This is a genomic window from Pleurocapsa sp. PCC 7327 (assembly GCF_000317025.1).
Taxonomy (GTDB): domain Bacteria; phylum Cyanobacteriota; class Cyanobacteriia; order Cyanobacteriales; family Microcystaceae; genus Hydrococcus.
Window position 1 is genome coordinate 1824348 of record NC_019689.1, and the last position, 26244, is coordinate 1850591.

The 26244-nt window shown below is 44.3% G+C and carries 26 protein-coding genes and 4 pseudogenes; 9 read left to right on the top strand and 21 right to left on the bottom strand.

Annotated features, from left to right (window positions below):
- Window positions 1–20: 20 nt before the first annotated feature.
- The 3 genes from PLE7327_RS08110 to proS all read left to right on the top strand — a co-directional run bounded on the left by PLE7327_RS08110 (window position 21) and on the right by proS (window position 3533).
- A complete protein-coding gene (locus tag PLE7327_RS08110) occupies window positions 21–812 on the top strand; it encodes a sirohydrochlorin chelatase (RefSeq protein ID WP_015143368.1) in 792 nt (263 codons plus the stop codon).
- On the top strand, window positions 800–1576 hold the full coding sequence (gene cobA, locus PLE7327_RS08115) for a uroporphyrinogen-III C-methyltransferase (RefSeq protein WP_015143369.1): 777 nt from the start codon (window positions 800–802) through the stop codon (window positions 1574–1576). The genes PLE7327_RS08110 and cobA overlap by 13 nt, the downstream gene beginning before the upstream one ends.
- Before the next feature lie 148 nt (window positions 1577–1724).
- Window positions 1725–3533 (top strand): proline--tRNA ligase, encoded by a 1809-nt coding sequence (gene proS / locus PLE7327_RS08120; protein ID WP_015143370.1) that lies wholly within the window; start codon window positions 1725–1727, stop codon window positions 3531–3533.
- Between the two features lie 398 nt (window positions 3534–3931).
- Here proS and PLE7327_RS08125 read toward each other — a convergent pair whose 3' ends face one another.
- Window positions 3932–5128 (bottom strand): helix-turn-helix domain-containing protein, encoded by a 1197-nt coding sequence (locus tag PLE7327_RS08125; protein ID WP_015143371.1) that lies wholly within the window; start codon window positions 5126–5128, stop codon window positions 3932–3934.
- Between the two features lie 210 nt (window positions 5129–5338).
- Between PLE7327_RS08125 and PLE7327_RS26430 the strand changes: the two are divergent.
- From PLE7327_RS26430 to PLE7327_RS08135, 3 genes and pseudogenes are all read left to right on the top strand, one after another.
- Window positions 5339–5576, top strand: a pseudogene (locus PLE7327_RS26430) (hypothetical protein).
- A gap of 97 nt (window positions 5577–5673) precedes the next feature.
- Window positions 5674–5850: a hypothetical protein gene (locus PLE7327_RS24780; protein ID WP_015143373.1), complete on the top strand. Its 177-nt coding sequence runs from the start codon at window positions 5674–5676 to the stop codon at window positions 5848–5850.
- A 252-nt stretch (window positions 5851–6102) separates the two neighbouring features.
- Window positions 6103–6402: a hypothetical protein gene (locus PLE7327_RS08135; protein ID WP_015143374.1), complete on the top strand. Its 300-nt coding sequence runs from the start codon at window positions 6103–6105 to the stop codon at window positions 6400–6402.
- Window positions 6403–6686: 284 nt separating this feature from the next.
- Here PLE7327_RS08135 and fmt read toward each other — a convergent pair whose 3' ends face one another.
- Window positions 6687–7697 (bottom strand): methionyl-tRNA formyltransferase, encoded by a 1011-nt coding sequence (gene fmt, locus PLE7327_RS08140; protein ID WP_015143375.1) that lies wholly within the window; start codon window positions 7695–7697, stop codon window positions 6687–6689.
- Between the two features lie 51 nt (window positions 7698–7748).
- Between fmt and PLE7327_RS08145 the strand changes: the two genes are divergently transcribed.
- A complete protein-coding gene (locus tag PLE7327_RS08145; RefSeq protein ID WP_015143376.1) occupies window positions 7749–8747 on the top strand; it encodes a GntR family transcriptional regulator in 999 nt (332 codons plus the stop codon).
- A gap of 98 nt (window positions 8748–8845) precedes the next feature.
- Here PLE7327_RS08145 and PLE7327_RS08150 read toward each other — a convergent pair whose 3' ends face one another.
- The 8 genes from PLE7327_RS08150 to PLE7327_RS08180 form a co-directional block, all read right to left on the bottom strand.
- Window positions 8846–9019 (bottom strand): hypothetical protein, encoded by a 174-nt coding sequence (locus PLE7327_RS08150; RefSeq protein WP_015143377.1) that lies wholly within the window; start codon window positions 9017–9019, stop codon window positions 8846–8848.
- 20 nt (window positions 9020–9039) lie between these two features.
- A complete protein-coding gene (locus tag PLE7327_RS08155) occupies window positions 9040–9486 on the bottom strand; it encodes a DUF3531 family protein (protein WP_015143378.1) in 447 nt (148 codons plus the stop codon).
- 28 nt (window positions 9487–9514) lie between these two features.
- Complete coding sequence (locus tag PLE7327_RS08160; protein WP_015143379.1) at window positions 9515–10111, bottom strand: CPBP family intramembrane glutamic endopeptidase; 597 nt, start codon at window positions 10109–10111, stop codon at window positions 9515–9517.
- Window positions 10098–11180 (bottom strand): DUF3326 domain-containing protein, encoded by a 1083-nt coding sequence (locus PLE7327_RS08165; protein ID WP_015143380.1) that lies wholly within the window; start codon window positions 11178–11180, stop codon window positions 10098–10100. Before PLE7327_RS08165 ends, PLE7327_RS08160 begins: the two co-directional genes overlap by 14 nt.
- Before the next feature lie 2 nt (window positions 11181–11182).
- On the bottom strand, window positions 11183–11374 hold the full coding sequence (locus PLE7327_RS08170) for a hypothetical protein (protein WP_015143381.1): 192 nt from the start codon (window positions 11372–11374) through the stop codon (window positions 11183–11185).
- Window positions 11375–11570: 196 nt separating this feature from the next.
- Window positions 11571–13442: an ATP-binding protein gene (locus tag PLE7327_RS08175; RefSeq protein WP_144266099.1), complete on the bottom strand. Its 1872-nt coding sequence runs from the start codon at window positions 13440–13442 to the stop codon at window positions 11571–11573.
- A gap of 12 nt (window positions 13443–13454) precedes the next feature.
- Window positions 13455–14090, bottom strand: a complete 636-nt coding sequence (locus tag PLE7327_RS22610) for a hypothetical protein (protein ID WP_051036402.1) — start codon at window positions 14088–14090, stop codon at window positions 13455–13457.
- Window positions 14091–14303: 213 nt separating this feature from the next.
- The gene (locus PLE7327_RS08180; RefSeq protein WP_015143382.1) at window positions 14304–15071 is read right to left on the bottom strand and encodes a sulfite exporter TauE/SafE family protein; all 768 of its coding nucleotides are present in this window, start codon (window positions 15069–15071) and stop codon (window positions 14304–14306) included.
- A 176-nt stretch (window positions 15072–15247) separates the two neighbouring features.
- On the opposite strand from PLE7327_RS08180, the gene PLE7327_RS23230 reads away from it, so the two are divergent.
- Window positions 15248–16092 (top strand): IS5 family transposase gene (locus tag PLE7327_RS23230; RefSeq protein WP_217523113.1). Its coding sequence is split into 2 segments (ribosomal slippage): window positions 15248–15632 and window positions 15632–16092, totalling 846 coding nucleotides; the frame shifts between segments, so codons are not numbered across the junction.
- Between the two features lie 16 nt (window positions 16093–16108).
- Here PLE7327_RS23230 and PLE7327_RS08195 read toward each other — a convergent pair.
- From PLE7327_RS08195 to PLE7327_RS08245, 10 genes and pseudogenes are all read right to left on the bottom strand, one after another.
- The gene (locus tag PLE7327_RS08195) at window positions 16109–17440 is read right to left on the bottom strand and encodes a ferric reductase-like transmembrane domain-containing protein (RefSeq protein ID WP_015143383.1); all 1332 of its coding nucleotides are present in this window, start codon (window positions 17438–17440) and stop codon (window positions 16109–16111) included.
- Window positions 17441–17637: 197 nt separating this feature from the next.
- Window positions 17638–18642 carry a DUF389 domain-containing protein gene (locus PLE7327_RS08200; RefSeq protein WP_015143385.1) on the bottom strand — a complete coding sequence of 335 codons (1005 nt, stop codon included), beginning with the start codon at window positions 18640–18642 and terminating at the stop codon, window positions 17638–17640.
- A gap of 282 nt (window positions 18643–18924) precedes the next feature.
- On the bottom strand, window positions 18925–19569 hold the full coding sequence (locus PLE7327_RS08205; RefSeq protein WP_015143386.1) for a hypothetical protein: 645 nt from the start codon (window positions 19567–19569) through the stop codon (window positions 18925–18927).
- A 399-nt stretch (window positions 19570–19968) separates the two neighbouring features.
- Window positions 19969–20301 carry a DUF190 domain-containing protein gene (locus PLE7327_RS08210; protein ID WP_015143388.1) on the bottom strand — a complete coding sequence of 111 codons (333 nt, stop codon included), beginning with the start codon at window positions 20299–20301 and terminating at the stop codon, window positions 19969–19971.
- A gap of 13 nt (window positions 20302–20314) precedes the next feature.
- Window positions 20315–20443 (bottom strand): universal stress protein, encoded by a 129-nt coding sequence (locus tag PLE7327_RS26435; protein ID WP_083888334.1) that lies wholly within the window; start codon window positions 20441–20443, stop codon window positions 20315–20317.
- An 18-nt stretch (window positions 20444–20461) separates the two neighbouring features.
- Window positions 20462–21306, bottom strand: a protein-coding gene (locus tag PLE7327_RS23240) for an IS5 family transposase (RefSeq protein ID WP_217523113.1) whose coding sequence is annotated in 2 segments (ribosomal slippage) — window positions 20462–20922 and window positions 20922–21306 — 846 coding nt in all. Because the reading frame shifts where the segments join, the coding sequence is not laid out codon by codon here.
- 60 nt (window positions 21307–21366) lie between these two features.
- A pseudogene (locus tag PLE7327_RS24300) lies at window positions 21367–21981 on the bottom strand (universal stress protein); the annotation flags it as partial.
- A gap of 15 nt (window positions 21982–21996) precedes the next feature.
- Window positions 21997–22841, bottom strand: a protein-coding gene (locus tag PLE7327_RS24305) for an IS5 family transposase (protein WP_217523113.1) whose coding sequence is annotated in 2 segments (ribosomal slippage) — window positions 21997–22457 and window positions 22457–22841 — 846 coding nt in all. Because the reading frame shifts where the segments join, the coding sequence is not laid out codon by codon here.
- A gap of 57 nt (window positions 22842–22898) precedes the next feature.
- Window positions 22899–23804, bottom strand: a pseudogene (locus PLE7327_RS08240) (cation:proton antiporter); the annotation flags it as partial.
- A gap of 26 nt (window positions 23805–23830) precedes the next feature.
- Complete coding sequence (locus PLE7327_RS08245; RefSeq protein WP_083888290.1) at window positions 23831–24196, bottom strand: magnesium transporter; 366 nt, start codon at window positions 24194–24196, stop codon at window positions 23831–23833.
- A gap of 37 nt (window positions 24197–24233) precedes the next feature.
- On the opposite strand from PLE7327_RS08245, the gene PLE7327_RS08250 reads away from it, so the two are divergent.
- Entirely contained in the window at window positions 24234–25145 is a 912-nt protein-coding gene (locus tag PLE7327_RS08250) for an IS982 family transposase (RefSeq protein WP_015143165.1), read from the top strand.
- Between the two features lie 16 nt (window positions 25146–25161).
- Here PLE7327_RS08250 and mgtE read toward each other — a convergent pair.
- Window positions 25162–26240: pseudogene (gene mgtE, locus PLE7327_RS08255) on the bottom strand (magnesium transporter); the annotation flags it as partial.
- Window positions 26241–26244 lie beyond the last annotated feature (4 nt).

Genomic DNA, 26244 nt, shown 5'->3' on the forward strand with positions numbered 1-26244 from the left:
CAAGCTTTTCTTAAGAAACCTTGCAAGTAGCATCCGCTCATCTTTTAGTATCTCACGGCAGTCGCGATCCTCGTCCTCAGATTGCCTTAAAGCAATTGGCTTCTCGGTTGCGTCAAAAGAAACCAGCGATCGCCCGGTCAAGGGATCTCAAGCCAGAATTAGAGGGAGCTGCGGCAGCCCCGAACCAACCCGCACTATCGCTAATCGATACAGCTTGCTTGGAAGCAGCACCCGCTCCCTTACACGCAACGATCGAACGAGTTGCCCAAAAAGCACGAAAAGCGGGATTGAACTGCCTAGAAATCTTGCCTCTTTTTTTACTAGCTGGGGTTCACGTCAAAGAAGATATTCCCAGAGAAGTTGCGATCGCCCAACGAGCGCTAGGAAAATCGGTACGGGTAGAATTACGCCCTTATTTGGGAAGCTATCCGAGGTTAGCAAACCTACTAACACAACAACTAGAACGACTACCCGCTCAAGCGAGAATTTTATTGTCCCATGGCAGTCGTCGTCCGGGAGGAAACCAACCCTGTCAGGAAATTGCCTCTCGACTGGGTGCCATTCCTGCCTATTGGTCGGCATCGCCGACTTTAGCCGAACGAGTCGAGACTTTAGCGAGATCGGGCGAGCAAAGTATCGCCATCTTACCTTACTTTCTATTTTCTGGAGGAATTACAGACGCGATCGCCCAACAGATCCAACAACTCCAGCAAGCTTTTCCAAAGCTCAAATTACTTTTGGGAGAACCGCTAGGAGCAACGGCAGAATTAGCGGATTTAATTATTGAAGAGATCGACGAATGGCGCGAGTAGAAACGCAACAGTATTTGGGAAAAGTGTATTTAGTAGGCGCAGGACCGGGAGATCCGGGGTTGATGACCCTTAAAGGCAAGCAACTCCTAGAACACGCCGATGTAGTTATTTATGATGCTCTCGTCAGTCCTCCCATCCTGGCAATGATTGGCGATCGGGCAGAACGCATTGACGCGGGGAAACGGCGAGGTCGTCACTCCAAATTACAGTCGGAAACGACGCGGATTTTAATTGAAAAGGCAAGAACCAATGCCGTCGTAGTTAGGCTGAAAGGTGGCGATCCGTTTGTCTTCGGTCGCGGCGGCGAAGAAATGGAAGACTTGGTAAAAGCGGGAGTTCCCGTAGAAGTCGTGCCTGGGGTTACTTCTGGAATTGCTGCCCCCGCCTATGCAGGCATTCCCCTGACCTATCGCGGGTACAGTTCCTCGGTGACCTTTGTTACCGGACACGAAGCGGCGGGCAAATATCGCCCTCAAGTCAATTGGGGAGCGATCGCTCAAGGTTCTGAAACAATCGTTATTTACATGGGCATTCACAACCTCGCCAACATCGTACCCGAACTAATCGAGGGCGGGTTGAGTTCAGATACGCCGATTGCCCTAGTGCGCTGGGGAACCCTACCAGAACAAGAAGAATTGGTCGGCACTTTGGCAACGATTGTCCGACAAGTCGAAGAAACTCGCTTTGAAGCTCCCGCGATCGCGGTTATCGGCAAGGTAGTCAACTTGTATGCCACGCTATCGAACTGTCGCCCATCTGTGTAAAGTTAAACATCGTACCTAGGGCTACTTACATTTAAGATAGTGAAAGTTGGTCGATCGCCAGTAGACAGACACTATCGACTATCGACTAACAACTAACTATCTGAGCGGATAGGATAATAATCGTTTGGTAAGTGCGAGGGAACAAATAATGCAACTGTCTCAGATGCTCTTTGTCACGCTGCGAGAAGAACCAGCAGAAGCAGAAATTCCAAGTCATAAACTTCTAGTGCGGGCGGGGTATATTCGTCGTATTGGTAGTGGGATTTATGCCTACTTACCCCTGATGTGGCGAGTCTTGCAAAAAATCTCCCAAATCGTGCGAGAAGAAATGAACGCTACGGGCGCGCAGGAATGCTTGCTGCCGCAACTGCAACCCTCGGATTTGTGGAGAGAATCGGGACGCTGGGATACTTATACGAAAGCAGAAGGGATCATGTTTGCCCTCACCGACAGACAAGAACGGGAATTAGGACTGGGACCGACCCATGAAGAGGTCATTACGACGATTGCCAAAGAAATGATTCGCTCTTACCGCCAACTGCCGCTCAATCTCTACCAAATTCAAACAAAATTTAGAGATGAAATTCGCCCTCGTTTTGGATTGATGCGGGGACGGGAATTCATCATGAAAGATGCTTACTCCTTCAGTGCTGACGAGGAAAGCTTGAGAGCGATTTATCAGGACATGGATAGGGCTTACTGCAAGATTTTCCGTCGCTGCGGGCTTGCCTTTAGAGCCGTTGAAGCGGATTCTGGCGCGATCGGCGGTTCGGCTTCTCAAGAATTTATGGTGTTGGCAGATGCGGGCGAAGATGAAGTCCTCTACACTGAAGATGGTAAGTATTCGGCAAACGTAGAAAAAGCAATTTCTCTTCCCCCAGAAGTCGAACCTTCGCCGTTCAAAAAATATGAAAAGCTGGAAACGCCGGGAACGGAGACGATTGAGAAGCTGGCTAAGTTCCTTAAGTGTTCGACTACGGCAGTTGTCAAAAACGTACTTTACGAAGCGCTTTATGACAATGGTACGCTGGTGCTGGCGCTAGTCCACATCCGAGGCGACCAGGATGTCAATGAGGTGAAGCTACAGAATGAATTAGTCCGGTTAGCGCCTCGGTATCAAGCAAAAACATTGTTGGCGCTGAGAGTTCCGGATGAATCGGCGCAACAAAAATGGGCGGCTAAACCTTTACCGTTAGGCTATATTGCTCCCGATCTGCCCGACGATTATATTAGTTCGGTTAAGGATGTTATCTCTGAATTTCTGCGTTTGGCAGATAAAACCGTCGTCGATCTCAAAAATTTCGTCACCGGTGCCAATGAATCTGGCTATCACGTCGTCGGGGCGAACTGGGGCAAGGAATTTCAGTTACCAGAGTTGGTGGTAGATATCAGAAAAGCTCGTCCGGGCGATCGCGCCATTCACGATCCTTCTCAAATTCTTCAAAGTACGAGAGGAATCGAAGTCGGACATATCTTTCAGTTGGGAACGAAATATTCTCAAGCCATGGGCGCGACTTATACTAACGAACAGGGCGAGGAATTGCCTTTAGTGATGGGATGCTATGGTATCGGCGTTTCCCGCTTGGCACAAGCTGCCGTCGAGCAATCCTACGATAAAGATGGGATTATTTGGCCCGTTGCGATCGCCCCTTATCACGCGATCGTCGTTATTCCCAATATCAACGATCGAGAGCAAGTGGAAGTCGCCCAAAAGCTTTATCACGAGTTAAATCGCGCTGGCATAGAAACTCTCTTAGACGATCGCGACGAACGAGCAGGCGTTAAATTTAAAGATGCCGATTTGATTGGGATTCCCTATCGTATCGTCACTGGACGCGCCATTAAACAAGGCAAAGTCGAATTGGTAGAACGTGCTGGCAAACAATCCCAAGAAATTGCGATCGAGGAAGTCGTAACCAATCTTAGAGCGCGGATTGATGAGGCTTTGAATCTCTAAGACTTAGCCACGTTATAGTCTTAACAAATTTCACCGAGAGTGGGCATGACAAAAACTAGGCTTTCCCAACAACCTCCAACTGATGCTAGTAAATTAGTCAGAAGATACCAAGGTTCTCAATCGTTTTAAAATATCAAAGTCTATAGTTAAAAGCTTCTTTCTGATGAGAGAACTTGTGTATAGCTAGTAACAAGTTTACTTAATATCCCGGACAGAGCGGCCGCATTTTCTCTTAGATTAGACCAATAATCTATGCGAGCTTGTACTTTTAATTTTTATTTCCAAAGACGGATAGGAAAAACATTTTTTTTGAAATAAGCTGCTTTTGGTTAGGGAACAACTAGCAGAAGAAAAAAAGGTATTGTTCTTGGCTAGACGATACCTTTTTTCTTATTGTTTTAGCAGTTGCTGGATAGCTGTTGGCTGGCGTTAGTAAAAATCATGTGGTGCTTGGAGTCATAAGTAATTTTGCCCTGTTTTTTTAACTTGCCTAACACTCTAGTAACCGTGACTCTGGTAGTGCTGCAAGCATTGGCAAGTTCCTGATGAGTAAGACGAACGCTCAAGCGATCGCCTTGTGGTACTTTTTGACCAAAATGCTGTTTCAACCACAACAGAAAATGGTAAACGCGCTCTTCAACTTGTCGCACTCCAGAAATAGCTAAAAGGGATTCGGTTAGCCGCAACCGCTGGGCAATTTGAGAAAAAATAATTTCTTTGAGACGAGGGGAATTGTTTATCTCGCTTAGGGAAATAGCCACTAACCGAACTTCTTCTGAGAGGGCTATGGCTTGATAAGTAGATAAAGAGGTCATACTAGAGCCAAAAGACATATCCCGTCCTGCTAGTCCGACAATTACCTCATCGCCGCTTTCACAGGTTGTACTCAGCTTGACCCAACCTTGGCAGACTAGCCAAAGCTTAGTGGGTTCTAGGGGAATAATTTCTCCTCGCTGATAGACGTGCTTGGGGCGGGACTGGCTGAAGTCTTTGCTAATAGTTGATTGCGGCTCGATCCCGGCACGTTTTTTGGCGATCTCGCACAAGCTCCAGTTGAGAGCGATTAGCTTGCCAGAAGCATCGCGGCTAGGAGCGACAGTCAGAGACACTGGTATGGTTTCGCCATTACGGGACTGCAAGCCAACTCTCCATTTTTGAGCGCGATCGCATTGGCGTATCTGGCTTAGTTTAGCAGGAAATGTCTGCCGCTCTTGTGGGATGAAGAAGATGTCTAGCGGTTTGCCTAGCAAAAACCGTAACTCAACCTTCAGTAGATCTGCCGCTGCCTGGTTAGCTTGCAAAATCTTGCCACGGGGATCGGTTACTAAGTGAGCTTCAGACAAGAAGTCAAACAAGTTTTTGTAGTTTTGGCGTTCTGTTTCTAACTGTATTTGTATCGCTGCCAGCTTCTCAGTTTGTGCGATTAGTTCATCTACAGCTACCTGTAGTGCTTCCGAGGCTGTACCGAGTTCTTTGTAAACAGCTGGTAACAATCGATCGGGTTGTTTTTCTACTGGGGCTTTGCTCTCTTGATACAGTTCGTATAAGTTCTTTTGAAAGTGTTTTAGTCTCTGAACTAGCGTGTTTACTTCCACTGCAAACCTCTAAAAAAACCAACCTAAACTTTGATGGTTAGGAAACCTCTCAGTCGCTATCGTTTATAGAATGGGTACAGGCATCGCTTGGTTCGTTTCTCTACTGGTATAGAAGATAACAAACCAACTTAAGATTTGCTCATACGGCAGACAGAAGTCATAGCGAAAGCGAAAGAGTATGCTGATAAGAGCAACAAACGGAGGGTATCAATGAGCAAGCGGGATTTTTTGTCTTTCTATTCGCGCTACCGAGGCGAGATCGAACCAAAACACCTGATTTTTAACGCTAACCTTCAGAAATTTTCGCAGGAGGTTGGCTATATCTGCAACCTAGAAACAGCAGGAAAAAATCACTTCCGAACAAGCCTATCAAAACATTAACACTCTCTGGAAACAATTGAAGCGCTCTAAAAACCAAGTTGGAATTAGAGGGGTTTGCGTACAATAAGAATTTTTTCTAAGGCGCTCTGTTGTCTATCGAAAGAGAGAAAATGTTTTTTGTCTCAAATTTAGATTGTTTTAATTTTTTTTAAAAGGTTTTTATCATGAACAATTTTGACAAAAAAATCGGTTATTCTGGCAAAAATTCAGTTTTTCGGGTCAAAAGAAATTTTTCACAGCCGAAATCTCTAAATTCAATCGATCCTCTCGATCGCGAATTTAATTTCGAGCTTTGGGCTAGCTTGGTGCGATCGCAAATGCAAGCTGCTCTCCGTCGTTAGAGAAACAAAAGGGAGTGTGAGGAGTGAGAGAAGGGAAGAGGAGGAGACTTGGAGACGGAGAGACAAGGGGATAAGGAGAATAAAAGGGAGTTAGGAGAAAATTAACAACTAACTACTAACTACTAGCTACTAACCAATCTAAAATCCAAAATCGAAGGACAAATGACAAAGGACAACCGATCGATCCCAAATCTGCGTAAAACCGATCGAGTATAAACTGGTAGAGATAAATTAACTGGGTCGCGATTGATTGTGCTCAACAAACGATTAGCTGTTATTACCTCAGTATTTGCCTATAGCTTGACTCCAACACAAGCTATTTCTATGTCCTATCCGAGCAAAGAGTTTTATAAACAAGAAAACGCAATTTTCAGCAATTTGAGCTGCGATATTTATGGGATTACTAAATCTATCTGGAGAAAGCTAGGGATAGACTCCGAAATTGACGATGGGAGTGAAAGTATATTTAGAGAGTATGGAGTCTTTTTCTTACTTTTTGGCGGTCTTTTTGGTTGGATGGTCTACATGAGTTTAAGCGACCTCAAACGTTAGCAATCAGTCAGAAAAACTACCAGCGATCGGTTCATTGTCGATCGCGCGTGGCTTATATAGCAGTCGCGATCGACTTGTGAGTGCGAAAGAGCCTTAGCCCTTCACTCTTTGGGGCGCTTTGCGTCTTGCTCGCTTGTAATATCAAATCCATTTAATTCGTCATAATATGTAGTACGACCATCTTGGTCGCGAGCGGGACGTATGCGCTTACGCACACGCTACGCTTGCCGCACTACTTGTTATTGCGATCGTTCAACCGGATAAGAAAATCGCGAGCAAGATGCTCACGCGATCGCCGACGAACCCAATACTTCCCCTACAGCTAAGCGCGTACCGTTAACAAAATCCCAGCCAGATCGAGGAGGCTTACCTGCTAGCTGAACCTCCCGTAGCAGGAGGAGTCCGTCACCAGTTTGAACGATGGGACCCAAATTTTTAACGATGCTAACGATTTCGCCAGGAGATCCCGTCACAGAAGACAAAGTATCCCATTGCTGTTGTAATTTTTGCAAATCTGGCGGGAGTTGCGAGCGGTAATCTTCTCCCAAGGGGGCAGTAGCGATGACTTTTAGGGGTTGTTCTCGGAAGGAAGTAACGCAATTGGGATAGAAACCCCTGATTTGATTGTGAATGGCGATCGCGGGACGAGTCCAATCGATAACATAATCTGATTTTTTTATTAGGGGAGCATAAGTTGCCTCGGAAGGGTCTTGAGGAACGGGTTGAATTTCTCCTCTGTCCAGTTTTAAAAGAGTTTCGATGAGGAGATCCGCCCCTTGACGAGCGAGAATTTCTGCGATTTGATGGGCATTGTCTAGCAAGCCAACAGGAGTATAAGCTTTCAGCAACATGGCTCCAGTATCCATGCCCTCGTCCATCAGCATCGTAGTAATCCCCGTTTCAGTATCCCCATGATAGAGACTCCACTGAATTGGGGCAGCCCCTCGATATTTGGGCAGAATCGAACCGTGAACGTTAATGCATCCCAGTCTGGGCATGGCAAGAATTTCTGGGGAGAGAATTTGTCCGTAGGCGGCGACGACAAATGCATCCGCTGAGGCTTGTCTGAGATTTGTCAGGGTTTCCGGATCTTTTTTGATGCGCTTGGGTTGCCAAACGGGGATTTGATGAGCAAGCGCTACTTTTTTCACGGGTGAGGGAGTGAGTTGATTTCCCCGACCGCGCGGTTTATCGGGTTGAGTGACGGCAGCAATCACCTCAAAATCTGGATGGTTGAGCAAACTCTCCAGAGTGGGGATGGCAAATTGTGGCGTTCCCAAAAAAATAACTCGCATAGTCTTTGTAGCACAATAAAATGTTAAATCGTATAAACAAGCCTCAGTGACATGTTGCAGTTCCAGATCCGACCAGATAGCGATATTCCTGCCTCTAAGCAACTATTTGACCAAATTCGCTTCGCGATCGCCTCTCGTCAGTATCCGCCCGGTCATCGGCTGCCCAGTACGCGACAACTTGCTATGATGACGGGACTGCACCGCAATACTATCAGCAAAGTTTATCAACAATTGGAAGAATCCGGACTGGTAGAATCTCTGGCAGGGTCGGGTATTTATGTTAAAGCTACAAGTCACGAAAGACGATCGCAACTGAATTCGCCACTTTTTCAACAATACCCCGAAGCGAGCAAACTAATTCGCAAGAGTCTCGACAATCTGTTATCGCAGGGTTTGACTCTTTCCCAAATTCAGGAACTCTTATTAGAAGAAATCGACTGGCGCTTGCGTTCTAGCGCCCAAGTTTTGGTAACGGTACCCGCTAACGATATTGGGGCTGGGAAATTAATCGTTCTAGAATTGGAACAATCGCTTAATATTCCCGTACAACTGGTGCCGATGGAAGAACTCTCTCAAGTGCTGGCTCAAACCCAGTCCGGGACAGTTGTCACCAGCCGTTATTTTATCGGCGATGTAGAAGCGCTCGCTGCTCCCTATTCTATTCGCGCGATCCCAGTCGATATTTACGACTACAGCAAAGAGTTGGAAATTGTCAAAAAACTGCCTAAAGACAGCCGTTTGGGAATCGTCAGCCTCAGCGGCGGCATTTTGAACATCGCAGAGATTCTAGTTCACAGTTTGCGAGGAGACGATCTTTTAGTCATGAGTGCCCAAGCTGGCGATAGCGAGAAATTGAACGCTGTAATTCGCACCTCTCGAACTATTATCTGCGATCGCGCTAGCTATCCAATTGTCAAACAGGCAATTACTGCTGCTAGAGACGACCTCATTCGTCTCCCAGAACTCATTTGCAGCGAAAACTATATCGGCGAAAAATCGATTAACTCACTCAAGCGAGAACTTGGTATCGGAATCGAGGGAAATGGGTGATTTCTTTGAGAGAGGGAGTGTGGGGAGATGGGGAGACAATTAACGACTAACCCCTGTAGGGGCGAGTTTATCTAAAAATGCTAGAGATTTATCTACACTTACTGCAAAAAACCCGCCCCTACAACTACTCCTCCTATCGATAGCAACTGACCGATTGGTGCTGGAACCATCTCGCCTCGAAAATCTAGTAATTGAACCAGAATCAGATAGGCAACTGCGAGAAAGATAGAAATAGCTCCGGTAATAATGGCGACGATTTTTCCTTTTTGCATGATTTTTTCTGAATCTATGATTAATTGGCAGAAAACAGCGATTGACTCTTATCTTCTGTAGACCAATCTTCATTCTGTCCGCCAATGATTAGTCTCTTAATCTCAACATATTCTTGACTCAATCGAGTCAGTGCATTGATCAATATATCAAGCGCGATCGGATCGCTGGTTCCCAAGTCGAACCAACAGCGTCCCCAGGTTCCTAAATACTGAAAATCCGCCATATTATGCATCGGTGCCATCATGACATTCTCGGCTGCTTCTATATCGTAGTCCATATAGCTAAGATCGATCCCCATCTCTTGAACCTGGAGATTCTCTGCGTTAAAAGCGCCTAATTTCCCTAAATAAAACCAAGAGTTAAACAATTCTTCCACGTATTGTTTTTCCATTGACGAGGGAACGGTTTCAAACTCTATCCAAATCCAGAGATCGAAGGGATTAAATTCTCGGAACTGTACTTCCATTTCAGTTACCAGTTATCAAATATCAAATTTATCTAGACGAAGAAATTTCTACGGCTTTTCCTGCCTTCCACAAACTGCTCGAAACTAAGTTAGTCAAAATATGCGCCACAATGGGAACTAATAGGTTTCCTGTCATCCAAGCACTATAACCGAGAACAAATCCTACCACAGTTGCCCAAACGACGTAGGGCCACTGCTGGCGACCGCTTAGATGAAGAATGCCAAACAACAAACTAGAAAAAATAACAGCGGTCAAATCCAAGCCCAAGGCGGGTAACATGACGCCTCGAAACAACAATTCTTCGCTCAGACCGGGTAGCAATCCCAACCAAATTAGATCGGGCCAAATTAAAGGCTTGATGACCAATTCTAGGTAAGCATCGGCACTGCGACGATAAGCGGGCCACAGGCGGTAGATAATACTACTCGCAGCAATAATGCCCCCAGCCACTCCAATTCCTAACAAAAAGGCACCAGAAGTAAATTCAATGTCGAGAAGAGCGATAGAACCCAACTTTTGCCAGATCTTAGCCACAATCAGCAAAAGTACAGCGGTCACTCCCATCACCACTAAAATCTGCGTGCGCGTCAGGGGTTCGGTTTCGAGATGATTAGGATCTGTCACGGGTTTGAGTCAGGCGATATAGAGAGGATAGATTGGGGCGCAGGGAGTTAGGACTAATCCCAGCACGATGGGCAACTAACACGCCTAACGCCTCTAAATACGAGTTTACCTTAATCGCTTCGATCCCTAGGGATTCTGGAGTGACTTGCATCTGGGTGCGATTTTCTTCAACCCCAATTATCGAGGCTTTTTGACCGCTTAAACTGAGAATGGCACTACCCCCGCAGGCAGTTGCGGGGATAACTGCGGCATCGACTTCATCTGCCCAAATCGTCTCTGGTGGAAAAGAAAAGGAATTTCGTTCTTTTGTAACGAATTGTGGAGCGCGGCTGAGTCCGACTAAAACGCTGGGAAGAAAAGTATAGCCCAATTCTTCAGCAGCAGCGCGGGGAGATAAATTGGGATCGAGAGGTAACGGCATTAATGCGGGTGCGTGGGCGGCAGGGATCTGAAACTGGCGGACGACAAGATGGGAAATGACGGCTTCTGCCCCTGCGAGGGGATCGACTCCCGAACCGGATCGATAATTTTGCAGGGCAAGACTGCCGGGATCGTCGGGAAAGCGGGCGACGATTGCGATCGCGTCTGCCCTCGCTTGATGAATCAAAGTTTGAGCCGCCCTCAGCAAACTGCCGGGATTGCCGATGGTTCCCCAGCTAGCCCCCGATACAGCGGTGCGAAGTTCGACTTCTAGGGGCGCGTCGGTAATAACATAATCGGTTAGATCCAGCCCTAGTGTTGCTCTAGCAGCATCGGCAACTTGTAGGTGCCGCAGGCGCAACTCTGACTCGATCGCGCGATCGAGGATTAACCCGATGCGGTTTTGACGAACGGGTTGTAAACCCCATTCTAGACAGGCAAATTTATCTAGTCCGTAGCCTTCTACATAAAGCGTATTGGGTAGAGACCAATAGAGTTGAGCGCCATTGAGAACGTTGGGATGGGTAATCAAGCGATCGCAGGTTTGCGCGATCGCTCTGGCTACGGGTAAAGCATCTCCCGCATAACCGCCAATCGACGCGCCAATCCCCGTCGGGACGATTAAAACAACTGTATAAGGACGAATCAATTTTAAACTTTCAACTCGGAACTTTGAACTGTAACAATTGCTTCGACTTGTGCTTTTTGTTTCTCGTCGTCCACGCGAGTAATCGCCCAACGCAGGGGTTCTCCCCGCTTTTTGAGTTCTTCTTCAACGGCTTTTTGTAATTTGATGGGATTGTCTTGGAGATCGATTTCGACGCTAACGAAATGAGTCGTCATAGTTGGGATCGTCTTGTTGGTAGATTATTTTAGACTTAACGCAGCAATCCTAATTGATGTGTGAGCAGTGCGAGCATCTTGCTCGCTTTTAAGGAAATAGCGAGCAAGATGCTCGCACTACCTAAAAACAAAATTCTCATAATTCATCTAGGATTGCTATAGCCATCTTATCGGTTCGCGATCGCCTTTGCTAGCCTCAAATTTCGGTTGGCGATCGCTGGGCGTAAACCCAGGTCAAACTGAGATGTTTCTGGAGTAAGTCCAGTAGCATACCGGAGTCTATCGGTTTGGGGAGAAAGGCATTGGCTCCAACATTAAAACTCTTCTGCACCTGGGATGCAAATACATTAGCAGAAGAGGCGATCGCGATCGTAGCGGTGAGTTGGGACTGCTGTCGTAACTTTTGCAAAAATTCAAAGCCATCCATTTCAGGCATCGCCAGATCGATGATAATCAGATCGGGTTGTATCTCTATCGCCTTTTCTATGCCCGATTGACCGCTCTGTGCTTCGCGAACTTCAAACCCAAGCGGCTGGAGCATGTTCGCAATTATCAAACGATTTTCCAAGCGATCGTCTACCACGAGGATTTTTCTTCTCTGACCTCGATATCCAATAATAGTTTCCTGCTGGGGAGGACTAGCGGTTTTCTCGCTACTTCCTGCTTTGAGAAGTTCGACATCAAACCAAAACTTACTACCTTGACCAAGCTCGCTTTGCACTTGCAACCTACTGTTCATCAGCGCCAGAATTTTCTGACTGATAGCCAATCCTAAACCCGTGCCTTCGATTTGCTTGCTTGCCTCTCCAACCTGCTCGAAAGGGAGAAAGATTTTCTCAAGCTGTTCTGTGGATATTCCACTTCCCGTATCCTCAATCTCAAACCGCAGCTTGTAAATATTTGTCTGGAGCTGATGTTTTTCAACTGCGATCGCAAACGTAACGCTACCTTTATCGGTGAACTTAATCGCATTTCCCAGTAGATTCATCAAAACCTGACGCAGGCGCTTTTCATCTGCCTGGATGCGTTGGGGAAGATCGACTGCGGGATGGTAATGAAAGGCAATTCCTTTTTGATAGGCACGAATTTGGAAAAATTCAGCCACTCCCTGTAGGAAGCCAGGTAAATACAGATCGCAAGGAAACAGATCCATCTTACCAGCTTCGATTTTCGAGAGGTCTAAGATATCGTTGATTAACGTTAGCAGATGAGACCCACATTGATAAATAGTGCTGGCAGCTTTGCGTTCGTTGTCAGTCAAAGATTTGGATCGTTGCAGGATTTGCGTGTATCCCAAGATGCCGTTAAGGGGCGTTCGCAGCTCGTGACTCATATTTGCCAAAAACTCGCTCTTGGCATTATTGGCTGCATCAGCCGTTTCTTTGGCTTCTTTTAGTTCGAGCGTGCGTTTTTCTACCCGTTGTTCTAATTCTTCATTGGTTTTCTGGAGCGCAATAAAAGCCTCCTGCAACTGAGTTGCCATGCTATTAAATGATTGCGCTAAAATGCCGAGTTCGTCTTGTCGTTCTAGCTCCACTTTGCGATCGAACTGCCCGTCTGCAAAAGCCGTTGCAGCAGCTTTGAGGCGAAGAATAGGCTGAGTAATCCAGCGAACTAGAAGAATGCCAATAACCAAAGAAATTACCAGGGCTAGGAAAGACAAAACCAGAGTCATGCGGTTATTAGCCTGGATTTGTTCCATAAAATCTGCTTCGGGAATAGTAACGACCAAAAGCCAGTCCAAGCCTTTATCGTCTCGAAACGGCTCGACTTGAACGAAGTGAAGCTTTCCGTCGATGTCGAAATCGAGCTGTTGGCTGGTAGTAATTCGATTGAGATTGCCGAATTGTTGCAGCAGATAGTTGGCTGTCGCTTGGGTTAGCAGATCGCGGCTCTCAGTAGCAGCTAATCGTTTTGGTTCGTCCTTCTGGCGGTAAAAGGGCTGTTCGTCTGCGGAGGTTGCCACTAACTGACCGCTCCGTTCGAGAATAAATACCTTTCCCGTTTTTCCGATTTTGAGCGTTTTGAGAAAATCCCCAATTTCTGAAAGATTGAGTATGCAATTCAAAACTCCTTGCAATCAACCGTTGCGATCGTAGGATGGTCGAACGGCTGAAATCAGCAAGCTCGGTGCTTGAATCCCCGCTTGATAAATCGGACTCCAAGTGGCTTGTTTTTTCTCAACGGCTGCTGCGTACCAAACACGAGTTTTTGGATCGAAATTTTTGACAACGCTGATTGGTTCGATAGGCTCGCCCCGTTCGTTCAAGCGATACTGATACATCGCTCCGTCTGCCAAGTTGCGAATGCTAACAGCCGACGAATTCTTCTGGTAACGCATCAGGATGTATTCGCCTCGCACGTTAGCAATCCCGATAGAATTGATGCGATCGCTGGCATTGAACAACTGAATTTGCTGCCAAAGATAGGATTGCCATGTCTCGACGTTGTTGAAACTCAACCAACCCCGCCGAACGATATCTTGATTGATCTGATTGATTTGGTGTGGCGGAACAAGATAATTGTGGAGGTTTTGAGCAACTCGCGAGGTAATTTCTCTACGTAACTGCGTGGCTACTTCATTGACGGCTTTCTGTCCGTTACGGAAAGAAAGATAGCCTACAATCCCAACTGTTCCAACGACTTGTACGACAAATGGAACAATTAAGATCGTGCGCAGGGGCACTCTACTCAGTACTTTAGCAACGGGTTGCATTGCTGGATAATTTTACAGGTTGTCCCAAAAGTATAGAATGTTATGTTGAGCGTAGCGATCGCAAAGCGAAACATCTTATAGCAATTTGCAATTGGCAATTATCAATTCGCAATTGGGAAATCTGGGTGTAAGGCTTTTTCCTTAATTATAGATTTTTCGTTACCTTCTCCTGCACTGAGAATGACAAAATGGGCTTCAGATGCCTCTTAGATTTTATAAGTTTAAGAAGAAGTAACAAGTTACCGTTGCTCCAACTAAAATCACAAATTGCCGGATAACTCGTGTTGGCAGATAACGCACGAGCATCGCTCCAAAATAGCCTCCTAGAATGGCTCCCAATGCCATTAACAATGCTAACTGCGGTTGTACGAGTCCAGATAACAGTAATGGAATTAATGAAATTCCATTAATTGCAGCAGAGAGTAATCGTCCGGCAGCTACAGCATCTTTTGTATCCTCAATTCCTGCTAGGGTTAGGGTAGCCAGTAAGAGAATGCCCAAGCCGCCGCCAAAAAAGCCGCCATATATCGCTACAAGCGATACTAAGACAACTATGCCCAAGCTGTAACTAATAGTGATTCGATTGGTTGTAATAGAACGTACCCTGCGAGTCACTTCATCTTTAAATGCGAATAAGAGCGTAGCAAACAACATTAGGAAGGGGATAACTTGGCGAAATGTAGTTTCTCTCGTGTGGATCAGTAACAATCCACCAACAATCCCACCGAAAACGCTACTGACTAATAAAACTATCAGGCGTTTTTTAATAGGAAAGATGGTACGTCGATAGGCTGTTACACTGGCAAGAACTCCTGGAAACAAGGCAGCACTGTTAGTTGCGTTGGCACTGATGGTTGGTGCGCCAACAAAAACCAACACGGGAAACGAAACAAAGCTGCCACCACCTGTAATAGCGTTTAATGCTCCGGCGGCTAACGCACTTGCGAACAGATATAAGACATCGAGTGCTTCTATAGACATGTCAAGCCCAATAGCTCACTTGATGTCATTTTATATCGCAGGAGGATTTTAATTGTGTTCGCTTTCGACTGTGGAGAGTGCTTAAATTAATTGAATCTATCAAACAAGATTGTAATAGACCTCCAGCAAAAGTCAGAGTAAGTTAGGTAAAATAAAACCAAATTACAATTCGAGTTATGACTTACTCTCAAGTAAAAAATTTAAAACCGACAGAGTTTAAACGGCTTTGTGGAGTATATCCAGAGACGTTTAAAGAGATGGTAAAAGTTCTAGAAGCCGAAAAAGTCTTACAAAAAAAAACAGGACGACCAAATAAATTAAGCGCAGAAGACCAAATCTTAATGACTCTTGAATATTGGCGAGAGTATCGCACCTATTTTCATATCGGAACTAGCTGGGGAATAAACGAGACAACGGCTTTACGAATCACCAGAAAAGTAGAAGATATTTTAATGAAATCGGGACTTTTCAATCTGCCTGGGAAAAAAGCTGTTCAACCCCAAAATACAGAAATTGAAATTGTCGTAGTAGATGTAGCAGAACATGAAATAGAAAGACCGAAAAAAAACAAAAAGCTTACTACAGTGGTCGGCAAAAGTGTCACACGATAAAATCGCAAGTTTTAGCTGACGCAAAAACGAGACAAATTCTTTGTATTGCTCATGAGAAGGGAAAAAGTCATGATTTTAAGATTTGGAAAAATAGTAAAATAGGAATCGAACAACAGATAGAATGTTTGGCTGATAAAGGATATCAAGGAATTCAGAAACTTCATCCCAACAGTAGAATTCCCAACAAAAAAAAGCGCAATCAACAGTTAAGTCTAGAGCAAAAGAAGTTTAATCGTAAGTTAGCAAGTGAAAGGATTGTAATTGAAAATATTCATCGCAGTCTAAAAATATTCAGAATTCTTTCAAGTCGATATCGCAACCGAAGAAGACGGTTTGGGTTGAGATTTAATTTGATTGCTGGCATTTATAATTATGAACTTCTTTCCCACTCCAATTATGCGATCGCGTAACACTTTTGCAGGAGGTCTAATGTTCCATGTGGACGTTAGTAACGGGGACTCCCAACTCGTGCAAAGCGGACTCTACCACATCCATCATTTTGGGAGTGGCACAGATAAAGTAATTGCGAGTGGCAGGACGCTTAGGGATATAGCGTTGTAGGAGTTCTTTATCGACGTAACCCGTCTCTCCCGACCAATCGGAGGGAGGTTCTCTAAGAACGTGCGCGATGGTGAGGTCTAATTTCTCTTTTAGTTCTTCGATTTCTTCGCGGTAAGTTACATCTTCCCAAGTTTTACTAGCATAAATCAACAGTAATGGACGTTCGTCTTCTCGTTCGGCTAAGGTGACAAGCATACTCATAATTGGCGTGATGCCAATTCCTCCGGCAATGAAGACAAAGCCCGCTGTATTCTCGTAGCGGTCTGTGGTAAAAACCCCATAGGGGCCGTCGAGATAAGCTTTTGTTCCCGGTTTTACGTCTTTAATGGTATTGGTGAAGTCGCCGACCGCCTTGATGCCAAACTCAATATATTCGGGATGTTCGGCACTCGAAGCCATAGAAAAAGGATGTTCTCGCATTCGCCAGGGCGAAATTTCTAGCGTTAGCCAAGCAAATTGACCGGGTTGAAAATGCATTCCTTGGTGTCCTCTCGGACGTAACACTAAATTCCAGACATTGCCGCGTTGGGGTAAGATGGCTTCTACCAAGTAAGGTTTTTTGACCATCAACCAAGGCTTGACTAGACGAACATAAATTAATAGCCACAGTGCAGCTAGTGCAATCCCAGTCCAGATAACTCCCTTCCAGAACAAACTGAGGTAGTAACTGACACCCAAGGCGTGTCCCAAACCAAAACCAACGGCAACAATGGCTAAAATTCCATGGGCGATGCGCCAAGGTTCGTAAGGAATATTAAGCTGTTTGCGCCAGATAGAGGTAACGATAATCGCTATGAGTGCCAAAGTGGCAATGGCTGCCAATCTCGCTCGCCACGGAGCTTCGAGAAAATTTAGCAGTTGTAGGGTTTCTGGGTTATCGATAAATAAGACGATTGGATGAACGAAGATAAACAAGAATGCCACTATCGAGGTGTAGCGGTGAAACTGAAGGATCAAATCGATGCCGTAAGAAGCTTCAATGCGATTGATGCGAGCAGTTAGGGCAAATTGCATTGCCATCATTGCCAAACCGATAAAACCAAGCGCAACGGAGAATTCTAGCCAAAAACTTCGTTCTTCGCTCGGCGTGGGCGGATAAAAAAGTAAAATCAACAATGGGAACAGAATAATCGCCAAATACAAACCGATCCAAGACAATCCGATAATTAAGGGATTTTTCATTAACAGACTTCTCATCTAAGCTTCCCTCCTAACTTCTGTCAACAAGCCTCAAGAAGTCATAGTTGCGATCGCTCCAAAAAATGTTTGATATTCAGATTAATTCTTTGTTCAAAGAATTGCATCTTGCTAATGACATAGCGATTACTCCCTTTAACTCAATTCTCGATCGATTTTGGGGTTTCAAAAATAAAGACATTTACTATTGGTTAGAATTATTCAAAATTTTCTCGTCTCACTTCTTCAATTTTCCCGACTTCAAAAATCAAGGTAAATGGTTGACCCATTTCTTGTTTTAAAAATTCTTCTAAGAACATGACTTGTCTTGGCGTTACGGGTTCTTTCGTGCGAACGTTGAGACGAACTTCGGGTGGATTGGTTAACCAATCGACATTGCTATTAAGAAGTACCATTCGCTGAAAGGTAATCGTTCGATTCTGTAGTGCTTGTCTTAAACTGGCTTCCAGTCGAGCTTGCCTTATCAACTGAAAAAAGCTTGCGCTTAAGGGAATCAGAATTATTGCTGTAAAAGCAAGTGTAAAACCAAGCGCTTTCCTAGCATGTTTGAGTGACGTAAACCCCGCGAGCAAAAACGTCAGCATACAAGCCAGAATAATTCCTAACAAATTAGTTAGATAAAGTAAAGTTGCACCGATACTAAGCGACCAATTGGCTTGCGATAAACCCAAACCAATAACACATATAGGTGGCATCAAAGCAACTGCGATCGCAGTTCCGGCTAAACTACCAGAAATTTCCGGTTTAACTTTCGCAAAACCGCTAATTCCTCCCGCAGCAACAGCAATTCCTAAGTCGAGTAAAGTAGGACGAGAGCGACTGATAATTTCGCTACCAAATTCGGGTAATCCGACTAAATAACCTATAGATAAAGCTAAGAGAATTGATAGAACTGTCCCGATAGTAATCGCAATTAAAGCTTTACGGAAAAGAAGAATATTGCCTTCTAAAGCGCCAAATGCTAGCCCGCGAATCGGTAACATTAACGGTGCAATAATCATTGCGCCAATAATTACAGCAGCACTATTAGAAAGCAATCCCAACGTGGCAATAATACAAGATCCAACAATCAGGGTCAGATAATTCATATCAGTGGTTGATTCTTCTAGTAGTCCGCTGCGAATTTCTTCAAGTTGCTGTAGGGGAATCTTTTTGTTTTTAAAACGATTAAAACGAGCACGAATCTTATTAAGATCTTGCAAAATTCACTTCCTCCATCAGCAATAAAGCCTAAGGTATATATTGATCGCTTTCGTGAAAATTTTACAAGATTTCTTTTTTGCTACTGAATATCTGTAGGAGGATTTTGGTGCGGAATCGGAAGTACTTCCGACCCCGTACCGTGATAATCGCATCTTTTTTGAGCAGAGAAGCTATTCAATCTCAAACTCCTCATATCAATTAGAAAAGTACCTGCTACAGATCGAGACTTAAAAATCTTAATTCAATAGGTAGATTGGTAGCAGTGTTTTTTCTATCCCAGATTAAAAGTTGTAACCAATTCCGAGCGTCAGTCCGACATCGGTGTCATTGGCGAAAAGCACATTAACCCCTGCTGTCCCCGTAAATTGAGGATTAATAGGGATATCGACACCACCCGTGAGTAAAAAACCAACGTCTGCGACATCAGTAGTGATAATTCCTACGCCAGCCCCCACATAGGGAGAGATTGAAAAAGCATCTACCTCTTCAACAGGATCGACTTCTCGCAAGTTAAAGTCATAGGTGACGGGAATGAGAATGGTCGGCTCGTCAGTAATAGCGCCCAAGGGTCGCAGCGAGAGATTTTCTGTTAGTCCGATTTTACTGAAGACGGTAAAGCTACCTTGACCAATCGCCGAACCGCCACCGATGCCAATGTTCCCACCTATTCCGATATAGCTCGAACCGCCACGAGTCGCTCTTCGGGGTTGAACGTCTGTTTGAGCTACTTTCGCTCCTGTTGCATTATTGGCTTGTTGTTCTTCTGCATGAGTTACTGACCCAGATGTTGTTTGTTGAGTACCAACTTCTAATGGCTCATAAGAGAATTTTTCAGGTTGAGCTTGAGCGGTTTGTCCCCCAAACCCCAACGTTAAAACCGCAATGCTAAAGGTAGAAATGCCACCTAAAAAAATTCTTGAATTCATCGTTTTCTCCTTATACTAAAGACATCAAAACTTTTGCTGGCTAAATAATTTTTTCTAAGCCAGCTTTTCAAGCAAATACGGGTACCAGATTCAAGTTATGAAAATGAGAGCGATTTTTGCTGGGAATCGTCTCTGAATCTTAGCTTTTTTGCAATCAGTGATTTTTTCTTTACCTATTTTTAGTATTGAAAATGAAAATGACAAAAAAATGACAATAATAAATATTTGTATAAGTCTATGGTTAGATTTTTAAAAAACTTTTTTTATCTCTTCTGAAAAAAGTCAATCTAAGGTTATATATGAAACGAATTTTATATGAAAATAAAACTTCAAAATTAGCTTACCTTTCTGGAATTTATCTATTCTCAATCGAAGGGGTCAAAGATGATAAGAAGAAATTTAGGGATTTGAGATTGAGCTTGAATGTAAAACTTCCACAGTTTGAAGACTGATTAGCCCAGATTTAACCATTGTGCGAACAGTTGGCAAAAATTGCGCGATCGCATCTTCGCGGTCAATAATCGTTACCACAATCGGAAGATCGGCAGATAGCGCCAGAACGCGGCTAGTTCGGATAGTACGATGGGTTCCAAAACCTGCGATCGCTCGCGTTACTGTTACTCCAGCTAATCCTCGCTCGCGTGCTTTTTCGATAAGCGCTAAATAAAGCGGTTGGCGATGCCAGCGATCGGATTCAACAAGATAAATTGTGAGTTGTTTCCAAATATTCATAGTTAATGACGAGTTAATTGCGATTATCCACTGAAGTTTCCACTAAAATGACGGGAATTTGACTACTTTCTATGACCGCTTGAGAAACCGAACCTACAAGTACGCGCTCCCAAGGTTGATGTCCCCGTTTGCCAATAACAATAGACCTCCTGCAAAAGTGTTACGCGATCGCATAATTGGAGTGGGAAAGAAGTTCATAATTATAAATGCCAGCAATCAAATTAAATCTCAACCCAAACCGTCTTCTTCGGTTGCGATATCGACTTGAAAGAATTCTGAATATTTTTAGACTGCGATGAATATTTTCAATTACAATCCTTTCACTTGCTAACTTACGATTAAACTTCTTTTGCTCTAGACTTAACTGTTGATTGCGCTTTTTTTTGTTGGGAATTCTACTGTTGGGATGAAGTTTCTGAATTCCTTGATATCCTTTATCAGCCAAACATTCTATCTGTTGTTCGATTCCTATTTTACTATTTTTCCAAATCTTAAAATCATGACTTTTTCCCTTCTCATGAGCAATACAAAGAATTTGTCTCGTTTTTGCGTCAGCTAAAACTTGCGATTTTATCGTGTGACACTTTTGCCGACCACTGTAGTAAGCTTTTTGTTTTTTTTCGGTCTTTCTATTTCATGTTCTGCTACATCTACTACGACAATTTCAATTTCTGTATTTTGGGGTTGAACAGCTTTTTTCCCAGGCAGATTGAAAAGTCCCGATTTCATTAAAATATCTTCTACTTTTCTGGTGATTCGTAAAGCCGTTGTCTCGTTTATTCCCCAGCTAGTTCCGATATGAAAATAGGTGCGATACTCTCGCCAATATTCAAGAGTCATTAAGATTTGGTCTTCTGCGCTTAATTTATTTGGTCGTCCTGTTTTTTTTTGTAAGACTTTTTCGGCTTCTAGAACTTTTACCATCTCTTTAAACGTCTCTGGATATACTCCACAAAGCCGTTTAAACTCTGTCGGTTTTAAATTTTTTACTTGAGAGTAAGTCATAACTCGAATTGTAATTTGGTTTTATTTTACCTAACTTACTCTGACTTTTGCTGGAGGTCTAATCTCTGCAACTTGATACTCTTGAGCAATCCGAATGATTTGCTCTGGAACTGAACCAGTAACTGTCACAAATCGATGCCGAATATCTGAGAGCAAACGCCGAGATTTCTGTCGCAATTTTTCAACAAAGGAGGGCTGCTGAAAAACGTTAACGACGTGTAAAACAATGACCTCAGCATCGCTGCGTCGGGCTAGCTGTGCCGTTTTCTTTAACACCTCGGTGGCTAGAGGAGAGGTATCCACTGCTGCTAGCAAAACAATGCGATTAGATACCGCTACCCTTGTCGGATCGACTTCGCCCCGTTCTAATAATTTGGGTGCAAAGGTGGGAATTGCCCAAGCGCCCAGCGGTGCGGTAACGAGAATCGAGAGAACTGCAACGGCTAGGATTGTCTCACCCCCCTCAATTCCCCGCGCAAGAGGAATGGCTCCAATTGCTGCCTGAACGGTTGCTTTAGCTGAGTTACCCGCTAGTAAAAACAGTCGTTCGCGCCAATTCCAATTACTTCCCCATGTTGAGAGATACCAACCAATCGCCCGCCCGACCAACGTTCCCACTGCCAGGAGTAATAACCCTGGTAAAAAAATATTGCCTAAAACTTGCAGTTGAATAGACCTCCTGCAAAAGTGTTACGCGATCGCATAATTGGAGTGGGAAAGAAGTTCATAATTATAAATGCCAGCAATCAAATTAAATCTCAACCCAAACCGTCTTCTTCGGTTGCGATATCGACTTGAAAGAATTCTGAATATTTTTAGACTGCGATGAATATTTTCAATTACAATCCTTTCACTTGCTAACTTACGATTAAACTTCTTTTGCTCTAGACTTAACTGTTGATTGCGCTTTTTTTTGTTGGGAATTCTACTGTTGGGATGAAGTTTCTGAATTCCTTGATATCCTTTATCAGCCAAACATTCTATCTGTTGTTCGATTCCTATTTTACTATTTTTCCAAATCTTAAAATCATGACTTTTTCCCTTCTCATGAGCAATACAAAGAATTTGTCTCGTTTTTGCGTCAGCTAAAACTTGCGATTTTATCGTGTGACACTTTTGCCGACCACTGTAGTAAGCTTTTTGTTTTTTTTCGGTCTTTCTATTTCATGTTCTGCTACATCTACTACGACAATTTCAATTTCTGTATTTTGGGGTTGAACAGCTTTTTTCCCAGGCAGATTGAAAAGTCCCGATTTCATTAAAATATCTTCTACTTTTCTGGTGATTCGTAAAGCCGTTGTCTCGTTTATTCCCCAGCTAGTTCCGATATGAAAATAGGTGCGATACTCTCGCCAATATTCAAGAGTCATTAAGATTTGGTCTTCTGCGCTTAATTTATTTGGTCGTCCTGTTTTTTTTTGTAAGACTTTTTCGGCTTCTAGAACTTTTACCATCTCTTTAAACGTCTCTGGATATACTCCACAAAGCCGTTTAAACTCTGTCGGTTTTAAATTTTTTACTTGAGAGTAAGTCATAACTCGAATTGTAATTTGGTTTTATTTTACCTAACTTACTCTGACTTTTGCTGGAGGTCTAATACTAGCTCCCATCAAAACAAATAGGATAATCTCTGCGACAACCCACAAGCTATCAAATCCTCCTCGTAAACGTCGAGCTAGGGGTGCATCTAACTCAATTAAGAAAAATCCCATTGACATTACTGCTAGATAGCCAGAGAAGTAAGGAAAAGAGCGAGCGCAAATCACCAAGAATAAAGCGATTGAGGCAGCAATGAGAACATCTTGGACGGCATTTTGAGTCCAGTTTTGTTTAGCTAGTAGAATAATCAGCAAACGAGCAGCTAGAAAGCCGAATAGTAATCCCAAACCAATGTCCAAGATGACTTTTATGGGTAGAAACTGCCAAGCAGCCAGGGTGAGTCCAAAGGGTAGGGAAACGGTTTCGAGACTGTCTGAGGCTAAAAAATCTAGTAGCAAGCTAAAGAGCAAAAGCAGCAATACATCGGAGAGCGCACTTCCAGTCAAAATGGCATCGGGAATGCCTTTGGTGACTCCCCATCCAGTACTCTTGAGTCGCAGCATCCCCGGCACGATAACGGCTGGAGATTCGGCACCAATAACACAACCAAACAGTAACCCAGTCAGAAGATCGAAGTCGAACAGGATTGTAGCAGCAATCGCGATCGCCACGGCTTCAATTGTTGCCGGAAGAAATCCCAGGCGCAGCGCTACCGTACTCTGCTGTTGTAGCTTTTCTCTGTCTAACCCCAAGCCAGCCTTCATGAGAATAATCGTGACAGCAATGGTTCGCAGGTCATCGGCAGCAGCAAGGACATTGGGCGCGATCGCATTTCTGAGTTGCGGACCGAGAACGATTCCCGCTAAAATCATGCCGATTAAGGCTGGCGCTCTCAAGCGACGGGCAATTTGACCGACAAAAAAGCCCATCCATAAAATCCAGATTACACTCTCTAACATCCCCGTTCTCCCTCCGATGGCAAATGCTACAACTGCAAAATCAGCCGTGCTAGCCACAGATAAATTAAGACCCCTAAAACATCAACGACGGAAGTAATAAAGGGTGCCGACATCAAAGCTGGATCTAGACCGAGTTTGCTAAACAAAAAGGGGAGCGCCGTACCTGCTACAGAAGCCAAGAAAGAGATCGCTAGCAAGCTAATTCCCACTACTAGTGACACACCCCAACTTCCTTCGAGAAAATAAGCCCACAAAATGACTGCTAGCCCTAACATCGCGCCCAACAAGATTCCAACGATTGTTTCTCGTGAAATGACTCCCAGCGCTCTTTTGAGGCGAACTTCTTTGACGTGAGTTCGACGGAAAAATCTAGGCAAAAGAAAAGCTGAGATGTAAACTCAAAATGCTTACTCTATAGACATCTCAGCTATGACAGATATTGTATCTCGTCTCGATATTACTCAAATATTTTGTGAGGTAGACGACTTCTATCAAACTTTTGAACGACATTGGCTTTCAATCCCTCTATTGACGGCTCAGAGTGGGGAACGATTGTGTCGCTCTCGTTTAAGCTTGAGTGAAGTAATGACGATTGTGATTGCTTTTCATGGCTCTGGCTATCGTACCTTCAAAGAATTTTACCTACGACAAGTTCTACCGGGCTGGCGCAAAGCTTTTCCTCATCTGGTCAGTTATACTCGTTTTGTGGAATTGATGCCTTGGTCGTTGATGCTGTTGTGCTACTTTGTACAGACCCGTCGAGGAGAAGTAACTGGCATTTCATTCATTGATTCGACCCCAATCGAGGTATGTCATCCTTGCCGTTCCAAGAGCCATCGTGTGTTTGAAGGTTTGGTGGGCTGGGGCAAAAACTCTGTCGGTTGGCACTATGGGTTTAAGCTGCACCTAATTATTAACCAACGAGGCGAGTTGCTGGCTTTTAAGTTAACCCCAGGTAATACTGACGACCGTAAGCCTGTACCTGACTTAACTCAAGATCTGATTGGTAAGTTATTTGGCGATCGCGGTTATATTTCTCAAGAGCTATTTGAGCAACTTTACCAGCGAGGACTCGAACTGATTACACGACGCAAGAAAAAGATGAAACAGCAGTTAGTGCGGTTAATCGACAAAATTTTGTTGCGTAAACGAGCCTTGATTGAAACCGTCAATGACCAACTCAAGAACATTTCTCAAATCGAGCATTCGAGACACCGAAGTGTTTGGAATTTTCTAGTCAATCTCTTAGCTGGATTGATAGCTTACACTTACCTACCCAAAAAACCTTCTCTCGATTTAGAACCCTCAGGCTTACCAGCCCTTCCTCCTGCCGTCTTTTAACCTTATCGAACTCACGTTCTTTGAGATTTAAACCTCGAATGACTACTGTAGAGGACTGTGCCCCCACATTGCCCCCAGTGTCAATGAGCAAAGGAATAAAGGCAGCCAAGGCAACAACCTGTTCGATAACCTCTTCTTGACCAGCAATGACAGCACTGGTAGCAGTATTGGCAATGAGGAGAACGAACAACCAAACAACTCGCTTGCGGGCAATTTGCAACAAATTGTTTGTTTGGAAGTATTTATCGCCTCCGGATTGCACCCCACAAGGGTGTAAATATCCTCTGTCGTTTCTTGCTCGATGACATCGAGGACATCATCAATGGTGATAATCCCAACGAGACGCTGTTCGCTATCTACCACGGGGACTGCTCCAAAGTCATAGTCGCGAACGATCCTGGCGACTTCTTCTTGGTCGGTGTTCGTGTGGACGAAGATAACCTCTCGTTTTGCGATCGCGCTTACAATTTGTTCCGAATCAGCAGTTAATAAACCGCGCAGTGTGAGTACGCCAGTCAGGAGACGAGAAGCATCGATAATGTATAAGTAGTAGATCGTTTCTTTGACATTGGCTAGACTGCGAACTCGCTCTAGGGCTTGAGCAACTGTAGAACTCTCCTTAAGAGCAATATACTCTGTGGTCATAATTCGCCCAGCCGTGCCGGGTTGGTAGCCCAAAAGCAGGGTGGTGGCTTCTCGTTCTGTGGGACTGAGTTGATTGAGCAGACGACGAACGACTTTGGCTGGCAACTCATCAAACAATCGCGCTCGATCGTCGGGCGACATTTTATCGACAATGTCAAGGACATCTTGGTGTTTAAATTCCTTGATGAGTGCTTGCTGTACGCTAGATTCTAGATATTCGTATACTTCGATCGCCTCGTCTTTAGAAAGTAAGCGAAACGCGATCGCTTGCATTTGTATTGGCAACTCTGCGATGACTGCCGCAATGTCTACAGGCTGTACGGGAACTAGTAGAGCTTTAGCACCTTCAAGGTTCTCTCGTTCTAGCAATGCCTGTAGTTGCGATTGAACTAACTCCCTTAGTTCTTCCCTCGTTTGGTAAGGTGAAGGAGAAGGTTGGTCCTCAATCACGACA